This window comes from Dysosmobacter sp. Sow4_B12 (assembly GCF_052116665.1).
GTDB lineage: Bacteria > Bacillota > Clostridia > Oscillospirales > Oscillospiraceae > Oscillibacter.
On record NZ_JBQKKR010000001.1, the window covers coordinates 434,579 to 449,820 of the forward strand.

Consider the following 15,242-nt stretch of genomic DNA (forward strand, 5'->3'; position numbering starts at 1 on the left):
CATTTTCGTTTTCAGCAGCCCGCCTGATATGTGTTTTTCGCGTCTCAGGCGGGCTTACTGTTTCCAAACGCGGCTTAATACCGTATTTTCCCAACTTTTATATTTCTGCGAGGTAGTTTTATCATGGGCAAACGCATCGTCATCGCCCTGGGCGGCAATCTCCCCATGGCACGCTGCGCGTCCCATGGGGGCCCCTCGTGATTCATCCTGCTCGGCGGAAGTGAATTCCGCCTTCGCCAAGATTTTGCCTTTCGGCAAAATACTTGTACGCGCCATCAGGCGCGGCGGCATTGCCGCGCTTATCTCCCAACTTTTATATTTCTGCGAGGTAATTTTATCATGGGCAAACGCATCGTCATCGCCCTGGGCGGCAATGCCCTGGGCAATAACCTTCCCGAGCAGATGGCCGCCGTCAAGCAGACGGCCCGCGCCATCGCCGACCTCATCGAAGAGGGCCACGAGGTGGTGGTGGCCCACGGCAACGGGCCCCAGGTGGGCATGATCCAGGCCGCCATGACCGAGCTGACCCGTTCCGACCCCGAAAAATACATTCCCTGCCCCCTGTCCGTCTGCGTTGCCATGAGCCAGGGCTACATCGGCTACGACCTGCAGAACGCCCTGCGGGAAGAGCTTTTGGACCGCGGCATCGTCAAGGGCGTTTCCACCGTGCTGACCCAGGTGGAGGTAGACCCGGAGGACCCCGCTTTCCAGCACCCCACCAAGCCCATCGGCTCCTTCATGAGCCGTGAGGAGGCTGAAAAGCTGGTGGCGGAGCGGGGCTACGACGTAGTGGAGGACGCCGGCCGGGGCTACCGCCGTGTGGTCGCCTCCCCCAAGCCCGTTTCCATCGTGGAGATCGACTCCATCCGGGACATGGTGGAAGCCGGCCTCGTAGTGGTGGCCTGCGGCGGAGGCGGCATCCCTGTGTTCCGCTCCCAGGGACACCACCTCAAAGGCGCGGCCGCCGTCATCGACAAGGACTTCGCCTCCTGTGTCCTGGCCCAGCAGCTGGACGCGGACTACCTGGTGATCCTCACCGCCGTGGAGAAGGTGGCCGTCAATTTTGGCAAGCCCGACCAGCATTGGCTGGACAGCCTTACCCCCGATCAAGCCCGGGAATATATGGACCAGGGCCAGTTCGCTCCCGGCTCCATGCTGCCCAAGGTCCAGGCCGCCGTTCAGTTCGCCGAGAGCAAGCCCGGCCGCTCCGCCCTCATCACCCTGCTGGAAAAGGCACGGGACGGTATTGCCGGCCGCACCGGCACCTCCATCTCCCTGTAAGCACTTGTTTGGATATTTTCCCCAAAGGAGCGCGGCAGTGCCGCGCTCCTTTTTGGTACACTTTCTCCCCTGTTGTATTTTTAAATGAAAAACAGGTCAGCTTGCTGTGAAATTTTATTGCTTCCATCTGACGGAAAAATAAATTTCAGGTTGAATTTTTGTCCCCAACCCTGTATGATGACAGTGGATAAGGTCATTCCACCCGCGAAAAACAGAGGATTTGATTTTTTGAAGGAGGATTTGCACATGAAGAAGTTCCTTGCAATGCTTCTCGCCCTGACCATGGTCCTGGCCCTGGCCGCCTGCGGCGGGAAAAAAGAAGAGGCCCCTGCCCCTGCCGAGACCCCCGCTGAGGCTCCCGCCGAAGAAAGTGCCGTGAAGATCGGCTTGATCTGCGTTCACGACATCAACTCCGGCTACGACGCCGCCCACATCGAGGGCCTGCAGACTGCCTGCAAAGAGTTGGGCATCCCCGAGTCCCAGATCGTCATGAAGTACAACATCCCCGAGGATGAGACCTGCCAGGATACCGCCGTCGACCTGGCGGAGCAGGGCTGCACCATCATCTTCTCCGATTCCTATGGCCACCAGATGCACATGCAGGCTGCCGCCGAGGAGTATCCCGACGTCACCTTCGTGGCCTGCACCGGCGACCTGGCCGCTTCTTCCGGTCTGAGCAACTACAAGAACATGTTCCCCTATACCTATGAGTCCCGCTACGTCTCCGGCGTGGTGGCCGGCATGAAGCTCAAGGAGCTGATGGACGCCGGTACGATCTCCGATCCCTATGTAGGCTATGTCGGCGCCTATCCCTATGCCGAGGTGGTCTGCGGCTACACCGCTTTCCTGCTGGGCATCCAGTCCGTGGTCCCCGAGGCCCATATGGACGTGCAGTACACCAACTCCTGGTATGACCCCGCCAAGGAAGCTGAGACCGCCAACGCTCTGATGGCCCGCGGCTGCGTCATCATCGGCCAGCACGCTGACTCCACCGGCGCTCCCTCCGCTGTCCAGGAGGCTCTGGAGAAGGGCACTGTCGCCTACTCCGTGGGCTACAACATCGACATGCTGTCCGTGGCTCCCGACGCCGCGCTGACCTCCGCCCAGAACAACTGGTCTGTTCTGTATAAGCACATGCTGGAGGAGTTCATGGCCGGTGAAGAACTCCCCACCGATTTCGCCTGCGGCTATGCCGACGGCGCCGTCATGATCTCCGCTCTGGGCGGCAGCTGCGCTGAGGGCACCCAGGAGGCCGTGGACGCCGCTTGGGCCGGCATCAAGGACGGCAGCTTGAAGGTGTTCGATACCTCCAAGTTCACCTGCCAGCCCGCCGCTGACGGCTCCTATCAGGTGGACGCCGACGGCCACGTCACCTCCGCCTTCGGTCTGGACACCAACGGCGACTGGGTCAACGACGCCGGCGAGGCCATTGAGGGCGGCGCTTTCATGGAGTCTGTGCTCCGCTCCGCTCCTTACTTTGCCCTGCGCATTGACGGCATCACCGAGCTGAACAACAACTAACACCCCGGTTCCAAGGACGGGACTGCCATTGGCAGTCCCGTCTTTTCCTTTCCGGGTAAATTCAATTTACATTCCAGTCCACTTATGATATACTGTCGACAGATAATCCCTCAAGGGCGCCGGAGCGTCTTCGGCGCTGTTCCCACTCTATGCCATTGCGGCGGGAAGGATGGTCTTTTTGGAAACTGTTGCAGCGGTTCAATTAACAAACATCACAAAGCGGTTCGGCAAGGTGGTGGCCAATGACCGAATCTCCATGGAGATCCGGCGGGGTGAGATCCTCTCTCTGCTGGGCGAAAACGGCAGCGGCAAGACCACCCTCATGAACATGCTTGCCGGCATTTATTTCCCCGACGAGGGCGAAATTCGGGTAAATGGCAAGCCTGTCACCATCGCCTCCCCCAAGGATGCTTTTGCCTGCGGCATCGGCATGATCCACCAGCACTTCAAGCTGGTGGACGTGTTCACCGCCGCGGAAAACATTGTGCTGGGCCTGGAGGATGAGGGAAAGCTGGATTTAAAAGCCGCCTCCGCCCGCATCACCGACATTTGCCAGAAATACGGCTTTGTCATTGATCCCGGCAAGAAGGTCTACGATATGTCCGTCTCTGAAAAACAGACGGTGGAGATCGTGAAGGTCCTGTACCGGGGCGCTGACATTTTGATCCTGGATGAACCCACTGCCGTGCTGACGCCCCAGGAGACGGACCGGCTCTTCGACGTCATGCGCAACATGAAAGCCGACGGCAAGGCCATGGTCATCATCACCCACAAGCTCCACGAGGTCATGGATGTGTCCGACCGGGTGGCGGTGCTGCGGAAGGGCCAGTACATCGGTGACGTGGCCACCTGTGACACCTCTCCCCAGAAGCTGACGGATATGATGGTGGGCCACGCCGTCACATTGAACATCAACCGCCCGGAGCCCAAGGACCCCACTCCCCGCCTGTCGGTCCGGGACTTGACGGTATACGACGCCATGGGCGTCAAGCGGCTGGACAATGTGTCCTTCACCGCCATGGGCGGCGAGATCCTGGGCATCGCCGGTATTGCCGGCTCCGGCCAGAAGGAGCTGCTGGAATCCATCGCCGGACTGCAGCCCATCTCCCCCGGCGCCTCCATCCGCTACCGCCCCATCGGCCACCCGGAGGAAAAGGACGGCATCGAGCTGGTGGGAAAGACGCCTTTGCAGATCAAGCAGTCCGGTGTCTCCCTGGCCTTTGTGCCGGAGGACCGCCTGGGCATGGGACTGGTGGGCTCTTTAGGCATGACCGGCAACATGCTGCTGCGCAGCTACCGGAAGGGACACGGCGCCTTTACGGACCGGAAAGCCCCCAAGCAGCTGGCTGAAGATGTTATGGCGCAGCTGGAAGTGGTGACACCCAGCGTCTCCTTCCCTGTCCGCCGCCTGTCCGGCGGCAATGTGCAAAAGGTGCTGGTGGGCCGCGAGATCGCCCAGGAGCCCTCTGTCCTCATGACGGCCTATGCCGTCCGGGGCCTGGACATCAACACCTCCTATACGATTTATAATCTGCTGACAGAGCAAAAAATGAAGGGCGTGGCCGTGGTGTATGTGGGTGAGGACCTGGACGTGCTGCTGGAGCTGTGCGACCGGATCCTGGTCCTCTGCGGCGGCCAGGTCAGCGGCGTTGTGGACGCCCGCACCACCACGAAGGAAGAAGTGGGCCTGCTGATGACCCGTTTCAAAAAGGAGGGTGAGAAGGCATGAGCACTGTCAACAACTCCAAGGAGCCTCTGCTCCGCATCGCCAAGCGGGACGGTATCTCCCGCCCGAAGGCCTATGCCATCCGCCTTGTGGCCGTTCTTTTGTCCCTGGTGGTCAGCGGCATCTTCATTTTCGCTGTTACCAAGCTGAATCCCGTGGCGGTATACGAGGCCATTTTTAACGGTGCTTTCGGTACATCCAAGCGCTCCTGGGTCACCATCCGGGACACCATGATGCTTCTGTGCATCGGTGTGGGCCTGGCGCCCGCCTTTAAAATGAAATTCTGGAACATCGGCGCCGAGGGCCAGGTGCTCATCGGCGGCATCATCACCGCAGGCTTCATGCGGGCCTTTGGCGCCAGCATCCCCACGCCAGCGCTGCTGGTGCTGATGGCAGTCGCCAGCATCCTGGGCGGCTGTCTTTGGGGCGTCATTCCCGCCACCTTCAAGGCCATCTGGAACACCAACGAGACATTGTTCACTCTAATGATGAACTATGTGGCCATCCAGCTGACCAGCTACTGTGTGGCCCTGTGGGAAAATCCCAAGGGCTCCAACACCGTGGGCGTCATCAACCAGGCCACCAAAGCCGGCTGGTTCCCCGAGGTGTTCGGCCAGGCATACGGCCTCAACATCATTCTGGTCCTGGCGCTGACAGTCGGCATGTATATCTATCTCAAATACTCCAAGCAAGGCTATGAGATCACCGTGGTGGGCGACTCTGAGAACACCGCCCGCTACGCCGGCATCAGCGTGAAGAAAGTCACCGTCCGCACTATGGCTATCTCCGGCGCCATCTGCGGTCTGGCGGGCTTTATCGCCGTGGCCGGCTCCAGCCATACCATCTCCACCTCCACCGCCGGCGGCCGCGGCTTCACCGCCATCATCGTGGCGTGGCTGGCTCAGTTCAACACCTTCGTGATGATCCTCATTTCGCTGCTGCTGGTATTTTTGCAGAAGGGCGCCATCCAGATCGCCTCCCAGTTCAATCTGAATGACTACGCCTCCAACATCATCACCGGCATCATCCTGTTCTTCATTCTGGGCAGTGAGTTCTTCATCAACTACCGCGTCATCCTGCGGAGCGGAAAGGAGGCCGAGCACAAATGACACTGGCACAATTGATTCGTCTGCTGCAATCCTCCGTCTGTTTCGGCACCGTCATTATGTACGGCTCCGTTGGCGAGATCTTGACGGAAAAGTCCGGCAATTTGAATCTGGGCGTTCCCGGCATCATGTACCTGGGCGGCATCTCGGGTCTGGCGGCCTCATTCTTCTATGAGTTCAACAACCCGAATCCCTCCCCTGTCATCTGCCTGCTGCTGAGCTTTATTGCCGCTTTCCTGGCCTCTGCCCTGGGCGGCTTGCTGTACAGCTTCTTGACCATCACCCTCCGAGCCAATCAGAATGTCACCGGCTTGACGCTGACGATTTTCGGCGGCGGCGTTGCTAACTTCTTCGGCGGCAGCCTCAACACCATGGCCGGCGGCGTGGGCCAGATCTCCGTCGCTACCACCAGCGCCGTGTACCGGGCCACGATCCCCGGTCTTTCCAACCTCGGCACTGTGGGAGCCCTGCTGTTTAACTACGGCTTCATGGTGTATCTTGCCATTGTGGTGGCCATCGCCATGAACTGGTTCCTAAACCGCACCCGAAAGGGCCTGAACCTCCGGGCCGTGGGCGAAAATCCCGCCACAGCCGACGCGGCGGGCATCAACGTCACCCGCTATAAGTACGTCGCCACCTGTGTGGGCGCCGGTATCTCCGGCCTTGGCGGACTGTATTACACCATGGACTATATCAAGGGCACCTGGGCCAATGACGGCACGATCGAGTCCTTGGGCTGGTTGGCCGTGGCGTTGGTCATCTTCGCCACCTGGCGCTCCGTGAACGCCATCTGGGGCTCTTACCTGTTTGGCCTGCTGTTCTGGGTGTATCTGGTCATTCCCGACCTGGGCCGTGACTCTATCGAGCTTTTCAAGATGCTGCCCTATCTGGTGACCATCGCCGTGCTCATCGGTATCTCCCTGCGGAAAAAGCGGGAAAACCAGCCGCCTGCCAGCTTAGGTTTGCCGTACTTCCGTGAAGAACGCTGACACTTTTCCCGGCGCCGCTGCGAAAGCAGCGGCGCCTTTTTTTCCTTTCGCAGGCTGGTTTTCCCGCCCGCGGCTTTGCCGCGTCAAACGCTTTGCCTAGCAAAGCTTTGAAATCGCCGGGCTCTGCCTGGCGATTTGAGTTTCATGCAGGGTTCCCATACGGCTCGCCGTATGGGATGCAAACCAGCCGCCTGCCAGCTTAGGTTTGCCGTATTTCCGTGAAGAACGCTGACACTTTTCCCGGCGCCGCTGCTTTCGCAGCGGCGCCTTTTTTCCTTTCGCAGGCTGGTTTTCCCGCCCGCGGCTTTGCCGCGTCAAACGCTTTGCCCTGCAAAGCTTTGAAATCGCCGGGCTTTGCCCGGCGATTTGAGTTTCATGCAGGGTTCCCATACGGCCACGCCGTATGGGATGCAAACCAGCCGCCTGCCAGCTTAGGTTTGCCGTACTTCCGCGAAGAACGCTGACACTTTTCCCAGCGCCGCTGCGAAAGCAGCGGCGCCTTTTACTCCCCACATTTTTTTACACATTGTTTTCAAATTGTCCATAGATTCGACAGGGCCTGTGTGCTATGCTACCCGTTAATTACAAAACCGTATACGAGGTGAGCAGCTTGGCTCTGCGAGATACTTTACACCGCTTTCCCTGGGGAGAGCTGAAATATGTGTTGTGGCTTCCGGTATACCTGCTGTCGTTTCTGATGATGGAGCGGGTGGTCGTCACCGGCTATTGGCCTACTCAGACCTGGCTGGACAGTCATATTCCTTTTTGCGAGTGGTTTGTCATCCCCTATTGCCTGTGGTATCCGCTGCTGGTGGCGGTGGGCCTGTGGCTGCTGCGGAAGGACCGGGCTGGCTTCCGCCGGTATATGCGCTTTTTGGCCTTAACTTTTTTCCTCAGCGAGGTCATCTGGCTGCTGGTGCCCAACGGACAGGACCTGCGGCCGGCGGTCATGCCCCGGGATAACCCCTTCACCCGTTTGGCAGCAAGTCTGTACGCCATCGACACCAACACCAACGTGTTCCCCTCCGTCCATGTGGTGGGCGCCATCGGCGCCGCCTGGGCTGTGCGAAAGACGCCCTCCCTGCGGGACCGGCCCCTTCTTCAGCAGGCAGTCTCCCTTTTGGCGTGTCTCATTTGCCTTTCCACCCTCTTGATCAAGCAGCATACCGTGCTGGATGTGGCCAGCGGCATCGGGCTTGCCCTGGCGGTAGGGCTGCCGCTGTACAGCCAGCACAGGCTCCGCCGTTTCCGCCCCGCCTTTGGCCGGGATTGAGTATCGTGAAAAACCTCCGTGCCGTAAAGCGGCACGGAGGTTTTCGCATTTAAAGCTCAGCAGCCCTGGTGCCGCCGGGCGGCGGCCAACAGGTTTTCCATCAGCATGGCCCGGGTCATGGGGCCAACACCGCCGGGAACCGGCGTGATGTAAGAGGCCTTGGGCTCCACGGAGGCGTAATCCACATCGCCGCAGAGCTTTCCCTCGGCGTTGCGGTTCATGGCCACGTCGATGACCACAGCCCCCTCCTTCACCATGTCAGCGGTGACTAGGCCTACCCGGCCCACGGCGGACACCAGGATATCCGCCTGGCGGGTAAAGGAAGCCAGGTCCGGCGTCCGGGAGTGACAGGTGGTGACGGTGCCGCTTTGCTGCAGCAGAAGCGCGCCCATGGGCTTACCTACAATGTTGCTGCGGCCCAGGACCACACAGTGCTTTCCGGCCACAGGGATGTCATACTCCTTCAGCATCTCCATGACGCCTGCGGGCGTGCAGGGTAGGAATACCGGGTCGCCGATGACCAGACGTCCCACGTTGAAGGGATGGAAGCAATCCACGTCTTTATCCGGACGAATGGCGTTGAGCACCTGGTCCTCGTCCAGTCCCTTGGGCAGAGGCAGTTGCACCAGGATGCCGTCCACCGCCTCATCTCTGTTTAGCCGGTCGATGAGGGCCAGCAGTTCCTCCTGGCCAGTCTCCGCCGGGAGCTTGTGCTCAAAGCTCAAAAAGCCGCATTCGGTGCAGTCCTTTTCCTTTCCGGTGACATACACCCGGGAGGCTTGATTGTCCCCCACCAGGATCACCGCCAGGCCGGGCTTTCGGGGCAGGTCCTTCGCCCCCTCCGCCGCCCGGGCTTTTACCTTGGCCGCCAGGGCCTTGCCGTCAATTCTCACTGCCATTGTCTGTTTCCTCCTGTTCCGCCGCAGGGGCCGGATATTCCTCTTCTTCCGCGGATTCCGCCGCGGCTGCGGCCACCTGGTTTACCAGCAGCTCCGCCGGGTCGTGATGCCGAAAACGCAGGTTGACAAGCAGTGCGCAGGCCGATACCAGCACCATCACGATGCTCAGCGCCTGGGAGACCCGAATGGGCGAGCCCATAAAGGTCCAGCCGAACAGGTACAGGCTGTCCGTCCGCAGGCTCTCCACCCAGGTGCGGCCCAGTCCGTACCACAGGAAATAAAAGCAGGTGTTCTCCCCGTCGAACCGACGGCCCTTTGTGATCACAAACAGCAGCAGCAAAAGTCCGATAAGGTTCCACAAGCTCTCATAGAAAAAGGTGGGGTGGACCTCGATATACTGGTAGGCGCTGGTCCACAGGCGCATGCGCCAGGGAAGCGTCGTCTCGGTGCCGAAGGCTTCCCGGTTGACAAAATTGCCCCACCGGCCAATAGTCTGGCCGATCAGCAGGCCCAGGACGCACAGGTCCGTCATGGCCCAGAGCTTGATCTTCTTTTTCCGGGTATACAGGACCGCCACCACAAAGCCCATGATAACGGCGCCGTAAATGGCGAGGCCGCCATCCCACACGGCGATCATGCTGCCCCAGTCCAGGCTGCCGTCCGCCCTGCGGTACAGGTCCAGATAAAACAGTACATAGTACAACCGGGCGCCGACGATGCAGGCGGGTACCGCCCACAGCACCATGTCCAGCACGTTGTCCTCCGTCAAGCCGAAGCGCTTGGCCTGCTTCATGCAAAGCAGCAGTCCCGCCAGCATGCCCAGGGCCAGGATGATACCGTACCAGTACACACCGTGGCCGATGTGGATGGCGATGGGGTCGATGTTGCACTCCCAGTCGCCGAACAGGCCGGGAAAGCTGATAGGCATATTACTCAAAGCTGTCAATTGGGTTACTTCCTTTCTTGGGTCACTTGGGCACGATCTCGCTGAGGACCGCCCGGTCCTCGGTCAGGTTCTCCCGCAGGAACGCCGTGATGTCTTCTTTCGTGATGGTGTCGAATACCTGGGGGAACCGGAAGGGGTCATACCCATGGAAGTATCCCTCCGACAGGGACACGGCAATATTTTCAAAGGAGTTCAAGCCCCGGAGGTTGGAGCCGAAGGACGCCCGCCGCACCCGCTGGTAGAAATCCTCGTTGATGCCCTCCTCCGTCAGCCGTCGCGCTTCCTTCTGGATCTCCGCCGCAACGGCACGGGCATCCTTGCTGTCGCCGCCGGCATACAGGTACGCCACGCCGGGCATCATTTCAAAGGCACCGCCAAAGCTGGTGTTGATGAGGCCCTGGTCATAGAGCCGCAGGTACAGGGGGCTGGAATCGCCCAGCAGGATGTCACAGGCCATGTCGCCGATGAGGCTCTGGCGCATGTAATCCTCGCCATCATCCACGGGGGTGCACTTGAAGCCCGTCAAAAACTGGGGGCAGGACACCTCCATGGTGAGCTTGGTTTCCTTTTCCGCCACCGCCGCAGGCTCCGTACCGTAATCCCGGGGGATAACAGGGCCCCCCTCCCGGGGCAGGACCCGCCGGGCAATATCCACCACATGGACCGGGTCCACGTTGCCCACCACGGTGAGCACCATGTTGGACGGGGTGTAAAAGGCCTTGTGGCAGTCATACAGGGTCTCCGCCGTGATGTGGGAGATGCTCTCCACCGTGCCGGCGATGGAGGTCCGGGCAGTGCTGGTGGAATACAGAGCCTTCATCATCCGGGTGTAGATCTGCCAGTCGGGGTTGTCCTCGATCATGCGGATCTCCTGGCCGATGATGCCCTGCTCCTTGGCAACGCTCTCCTCCGTGAAATAGGGCACGGACACGAAGGACAGCAGGATCTCCAGATTCTCCTCAAAATGGGTGGTGGAATCAAAGTAATAGCCGGTGATGGCGTTGGAGGTGAAGGCGTTGGGCTCCGCGCCGTTTTTCGCCAGCTCCTGGAGGGCGTTGCCCTCCTTAGTGTCGAACATCTTGTGCTCCAGATAGTGGGCGATGCCCGCCGGAGTATCCAGCCATTTTCCGTTCAGGCAGAAGCGGGTGTCCATGCCGCCGTAGCGGGTGGCAAAAAACGCGTAGCTCTTGGCAAAATCCTGCTTGGGCACAATGTTGATGCGCAGGCCGTTGGGCAGCGTCTCCCGGCAGACCGCCTCGCCGATGCGCTCATAAAAGGTCTGTTTCATGCCTGCGCCTCCTTTCCCTTTAGGAAGTACACCGTGTCCAAAGACACGGTGGCCATGGCGTCCATGATCCGCTGAAGGGATACCTCCCGCACCTGGCGGGCCAGTAGCTCCGGCGTTTCCTCCTGGCCGGTGGCGGCCTGTCCAATATAGAAGTTCTCCATCTTGCCCTGGGAATCTCCCATGGAGGCGTAGGCGCTCAGCAGGACGCTGCGGGCGCTTTCCAGCTCCCAGTCCTCCAGCTCGCCCTTTTGTACAGCCTCCAGCTGGCGCATGATCTCGTCATAGGCCTTTTGATAATTTTCAAATTCAATACCGGAGGACACGGTGATGATGCCCTTTTGCCGGTGATAGACAGAGGAGGCAAAGTAGCAAAGAGACAGCTTCTCCCGCACGTTCAAAAACAGCTTGGAGTTGCTGCTGCCGCCAAAGAGGGTGTTGCCCATGAGCAGGGCGGCGGTATCGTCGCTGCCGCAGGTGAAGCCCATGCCCAGCTTCCCCTGGGTCACGTCCATCTCCTCCTCCACCAGCTTCGGCGCCGGGGGCTTGGGGTGGTCCGCCGCCAGGGCGATCTCCCGGATGCCCTCCCGGGGCAGGGTGGAAAAGGCGGACCGCAGCGCCCGCTCCACCCGCTCCAGCGCAGCGCTGCCGCTGTAAAACAGCTCCAGCTGGCTGGTGGCGATGAGCTTACCGTACTGGGCGTACAGCTTCTGAGGCTGTAGGCGCTCCGCTTGCTTTTCGCTGCCCAGGCGGCTGATGCCGTAAGGCTCCCCGGCGCACATCTCCTGCAGCAGCCGGGCGTCGGCATAGTCCCGCTTGTCGTTGACGATGCTGCGGATGGCGTCGATTAGATTCGTCTTTTCACTTTCAAAATAGGCGGGCACAAAGCGCCCGTGCTGGGTGACGGGGTCACAGACCAGCTCACCTAACAGCTCCGCCACCGGCTCCAGCAGCTTTTCCCGGCCGGGGGTAAAGCTGTCGTCGATGAAGCTGGCCACGAAGCCCACACACTGGTTTTCGCCTTTTTTGCGGACGGTATAGTCGATCCGGGTTCCATAGAGGGTATCCAGTCTGGCGGACAGGCTCCCCAAATCCGGGCAGCTGACAGTGCCCCGGCGCAGAATGGCCGGCAGCAGCGCGTTGCCGGAGACAGTCTCCGGCCGCAGCGGCGTCACGAACTGGGCGGACAGCAGGCTGGTCTTGAATTTCCGGGCCGGCAGGTAGGTGAGGTATACACCCTCCCCCAGCTGGATTCTGGTCACTTCCACATTCTCAGCTCCTTTGGCAGGTACAATTAAAAAATAGATATTGGGGATATTATAGTATATATCCCCATATAATTCAAATTCTATTTTGTACCACGGCGTTGTTTCCGCCCAGTACAGTCCGCAGCACCCGCAGCCAGTTGTCCCGGGCCACCAGGGCCACCTCGTCCTCCCGCAGGCCCATGCGCCGCAGGGCGTCCAGCAGCCGGGGCGCCTGGGCGGGGCCGGTCATGTCGGGGATGGGGTCGTTGCCAGGGCCTAAGTACTGGCAAAAGTCAAAGCCGCAGCCCAGGTGCTCCACGCCGCACACATCAATGATATGGGCGGCATGGCGGGCCAGCATCTCCACATTTTGGTGCTGCCGCTCCTTGTGGACAAAGCCGTGGTAGGCGTTGACGCCGATAACGCCGCCGCTGTCCCGGATGGCGCGCAGTTGGTCGTCTGTCAGATTCCGGGGCACATCGCACAGCCGCCGGCAGTTGGAGTGGGACGCCACCACGATGCCCTGGGCCAGGGCCGCCACATCCCGGAAGCCGCCGTCGTTCAGATGGGATACGTCCACTACCATGCCCAGCTCCTCCATCCGCCGCACCGCCTGCCGCCCCGCAGCGGTAAGGCCGCTGCCGGCAGGACCGCCGGCGCCGGTAGCCAGGGCGTTTTCCTCGTTCCAGGTGAGCATGCCCCAGCGGACACCGCGGGCATAGTACCAGTCCACGCCGGAGGGCCGGTCCCCGATGGCGGCCATACCCTCCACACCCAAAACAATATAAAATTTCCCCTGCCGGCGGGCCTCCTCGATCTCCGCCCAAGTGCGTACCAGCCGTACCTGGCCGCACCCGGCCAGCTCCGCCTTCGCCCCTGCCAGCAGCCGGGCGGTGGCGGTGACATAGTCCGTACCGCCGATGGGGTCCGCCCACAGCACAAACACGGAGCCCTCCACCCCGCCTTCGGCCATGGCAGGCAGATGGCGCCGGGCCAGCACGTCCCGCTCTCCCGCCTCCCGGCGGGCCGTCACGTCGCTCCACAGGTCGGAATGTGCGTCAAAAATCATATTGTTTCCTCCCGACAGCAGAACCGGCGCGTCCAGGAAAGACGCGCCGGCCGGTTTTTGTTACGCTCCCAAAAGGCCGCCCACCAGGATGCCCAGGTAGGTGCCGATGACATAGCCGAAGGTGCCCACCAGCATCACAGGCCCCACCAGAGCGCTCCAGCCCTGGGAGATGGCCATGCCGGCGGCGGTTGTGGGGCCGCCGATGTTGGCGTTGGAGGCCAGGATGATGTCCTCCAGGTCAAAGCGCAGCAGCTTGCCGCCCACAAAGCAGAACAGCATATTCACCGCCACCATGATGCCGGTGAAAGCCAGCAGTAGCGGCGTTTTCCGGATGATCTCCCCGATGGAGGCCGGCACGCCGATAACAAACAGGAACAGGTAAATGAGATAGGTGCCGATCTCCTGGGAGCCGGAGAGCTGCGCCACCTGCTTTTCGCCCCAGGTGGCACAGGCCATGGAGACCGTGGTGATCCACACGTATTCGCTGCCGAAGAAGGTGTTCAGCATGTGCAGCGCCACGCCGGTGTCCGGGATGAGGCCGTCCACAAAGCCGGAGATGAGCTTTGCGATGTACACCACCGCCACGGCGTAGGCGAAATTCATGGCGATGTCTTTCAAAGAGATGTCCTTGCGGCTCCAATAAGCCGCCGCCTGGGTCTTGGCGCCCTCCAGGTCGCCGCTTTTGGCCACGGCATCGATGTGGGGATGGGTGTAACGGCTGCGGAAAAAGCGCATGCCGGCGATGAAAATGAGGGCAAAGAAGTACAGGGCCATCAGCAGATTGTCCGCCACAGTGGCCGCCGCCTTGATCTCGCCCACATCAAACTCCTTGGCCAGGGCCGCGAAGTTGACGCCGCCGCCGATGTAAGACCCGGTCATCATGGCCGCCACGCCTTCCAGTCCGGGGATGTAGGAATGCAGCAGGCCATAGGCCAGGAAGGCTCCCGCCACCGTTCCGACGGCGCCGATGAGGAAAATGACCATCATCCGTCCGGTCTCCCGCCAGATCTTCTTCATGTTGCACTGGAGCAGCAGCAAGGGGATGCCCAAAGGCACCGCGTAGCCCCAAACGATCTCGTCATACAGCACGCAGCTGGTGGGGATGATGGAGAGATTGGAGGCCAGCAGCGCAATGCACAGGGCGATGATGGCGCCGGAGATCTTGGAAGCCCAGTCGTATTTTTGCTCCAACCAGATGGACAGGGCCACAGACACCAGCAAAAGCGCCAGCAGAGACCAGGTGTCCTCCGCCGCAATCAGCGTGGGGCGGCCCAGCCAGCTTTGAAACAGGTTCGTCATCATGATATTCTTCTTCCTTCCTGTCAAACACACAGTTTTTCTCAGTATATCCCCTCCCCGTCCTCCGCGCAAGCCCCACCTGCGCCTCATGATTGCTGTCTTCATTCGAAATATTCTGTAAGGCCTATATTTTCCCGAATTTCTTTGCAAATTTCCCTTGACTTTTTCACCAAATTCCTGTAAACTATTTCGTGTTGTAAAGGTGATAAACTTTACAGAAAGGGAGTTCGGGATGAAAAATCAGACTTATCGCATGACCATGCTGTACGATTTTTACGGGGAACTCCTGACGGACCGGCAAAAGGAGTTCTTTGACCTCTATTATAATGAGGACCTGTCTCTGGCAGAGATTGCGGAAAACGCGGGCATCTCCCGGCAGGGCGTCCGGGATGTCATCGTCCGGGCGGAGGGCATCATGCAGGAGGTGGAGGACAAGACCGGCCTCATCCGGCGGTTTGAAGCCATGCGGAGCCATCTGGACGCCATCCAGTCCGCCGCCGCCGAGATCAAGACCATCAACTACCGCCAGTACGAGGACCAGCGGCTCACGGAGTTGGCGGAGCGCATCCGCGACGAAGCCGCCGCGCTGAAGGAATAAGCT

Annotated in this window: 15 protein-coding genes; 8 read left to right on the forward strand and 7 right to left on the reverse strand. The window is 60.4% G+C overall.

What is annotated here, in order from left to right:
• Window positions 1–54 precede the first annotated feature (54 nt).
• Window positions 55–276, reverse strand: coding sequence for a hypothetical protein (locus ACTQ4R_RS02295; RefSeq protein ID WP_441625435.1), 222 nt, complete (start codon window positions 274–276; stop codon window positions 55–57).
• A 63-nt stretch (window positions 277–339) separates the two neighbouring features.
• On the opposite strand from ACTQ4R_RS02295, the gene arcC reads away from it, so the two are divergent.
• The 7 genes from arcC (at window position 340) to ACTQ4R_RS02330 (ending at window position 7,896) form a co-directional block, all read left to right on the forward strand.
• Window positions 340–1,281, forward strand: coding sequence for a carbamate kinase (arcC, locus tag ACTQ4R_RS02300; protein WP_441625437.1), 942 nt, complete (start codon window positions 340–342; stop codon window positions 1,279–1,281).
• A 246-nt stretch (window positions 1,282–1,527) separates the two neighbouring features.
• Window positions 1,528–2,802 (forward strand): BMP family ABC transporter substrate-binding protein, encoded by a 1,275-nt coding sequence (locus tag ACTQ4R_RS02305; RefSeq protein WP_441625439.1) that lies wholly within the window; start codon window positions 1,528–1,530, stop codon window positions 2,800–2,802.
• Window positions 2,803–2,971: 169 nt separating this feature from the next.
• On the forward strand, window positions 2,972–4,531 hold the full coding sequence (locus tag ACTQ4R_RS02310; protein WP_441625441.1) for an ABC transporter ATP-binding protein: 1,560 nt from the start codon (window positions 2,972–2,974) through the stop codon (window positions 4,529–4,531).
• Window positions 4,528–5,637, forward strand: a complete 1,110-nt coding sequence (locus ACTQ4R_RS02315; protein ID WP_441625443.1) for an ABC transporter permease — start codon at window positions 4,528–4,530, stop codon at window positions 5,635–5,637. Before ACTQ4R_RS02310 ends, ACTQ4R_RS02315 begins: the two co-directional genes overlap by 4 nt.
• Complete coding sequence (locus ACTQ4R_RS02320) at window positions 5,634–6,623, forward strand: ABC transporter permease (RefSeq protein ID WP_441625445.1); 990 nt, start codon at window positions 5,634–5,636, stop codon at window positions 6,621–6,623. The genes ACTQ4R_RS02315 and ACTQ4R_RS02320 overlap by 4 nt, the downstream gene beginning before the upstream one ends.
• 218 nt (window positions 6,624–6,841) lie before the next feature.
• Window positions 6,842–7,087, forward strand: a complete 246-nt coding sequence (locus tag ACTQ4R_RS02325) for a hypothetical protein (protein ID WP_441625447.1) — start codon at window positions 6,842–6,844, stop codon at window positions 7,085–7,087.
• Between the two features lie 146 nt (window positions 7,088–7,233).
• Window positions 7,234–7,896 (forward strand): phosphatase PAP2 family protein, encoded by a 663-nt coding sequence (locus ACTQ4R_RS02330; protein WP_441625449.1) that lies wholly within the window; start codon window positions 7,234–7,236, stop codon window positions 7,894–7,896.
• Window positions 7,897–7,952: 56 nt separating this feature from the next.
• On the opposite strand, the gene folD is transcribed toward ACTQ4R_RS02330, so the two are convergent.
• The 6 genes from folD to ACTQ4R_RS02360 all read right to left on the reverse strand — a co-directional run bounded on the left by folD (window position 7,953) and on the right by ACTQ4R_RS02360 (window position 14,644).
• Window positions 7,953–8,795 carry a bifunctional methylenetetrahydrofolate dehydrogenase/methenyltetrahydrofolate cyclohydrolase FolD gene (gene folD, locus ACTQ4R_RS02335; protein WP_441625451.1) on the reverse strand — a complete coding sequence of 281 codons (843 nt, stop codon included), beginning with the start codon at window positions 8,793–8,795 and terminating at the stop codon, window positions 7,953–7,955.
• A complete protein-coding gene (gene lgt / locus ACTQ4R_RS02340; protein ID WP_441625453.1) occupies window positions 8,779–9,723 on the reverse strand; it encodes a prolipoprotein diacylglyceryl transferase in 945 nt (314 codons plus the stop codon). Before lgt ends, folD begins: the two co-directional genes overlap by 17 nt.
• Window positions 9,724–9,763: 40 nt before the next feature.
• Window positions 9,764–11,029: an EF-P 5-aminopentanol modification-associated protein YfmH gene (yfmH, locus tag ACTQ4R_RS02345; RefSeq protein WP_441625455.1), complete on the reverse strand. Its 1,266-nt coding sequence runs from the start codon at window positions 11,027–11,029 to the stop codon at window positions 9,764–9,766.
• Complete coding sequence (gene yfmF, locus ACTQ4R_RS02350; RefSeq protein WP_441625457.1) at window positions 11,026–12,294, reverse strand: EF-P 5-aminopentanol modification-associated protein YfmF; 1,269 nt, start codon at window positions 12,292–12,294, stop codon at window positions 11,026–11,028. Before yfmF ends, yfmH begins: the two co-directional genes overlap by 4 nt.
• A gap of 73 nt (window positions 12,295–12,367) precedes the next feature.
• Window positions 12,368–13,342, reverse strand: coding sequence for a dipeptidase (locus tag ACTQ4R_RS02355; RefSeq protein WP_441625459.1), 975 nt, complete (start codon window positions 13,340–13,342; stop codon window positions 12,368–12,370).
• A gap of 60 nt (window positions 13,343–13,402) precedes the next feature.
• Entirely contained in the window at window positions 13,403–14,644 is a 1,242-nt protein-coding gene (locus ACTQ4R_RS02360) for a DUF819 family protein (protein WP_441625461.1), read from the reverse strand.
• Window positions 14,645–14,873: 229 nt separating this feature from the next.
• On the opposite strand from ACTQ4R_RS02360, the gene ylxM reads away from it, so the two are divergent.
• On the forward strand, window positions 14,874–15,239 hold the full coding sequence (ylxM, locus tag ACTQ4R_RS02365) for a YlxM family DNA-binding protein (protein WP_441625463.1): 366 nt from the start codon (window positions 14,874–14,876) through the stop codon (window positions 15,237–15,239).
• Window positions 15,240–15,242: the final 3 nt, after the last annotated feature.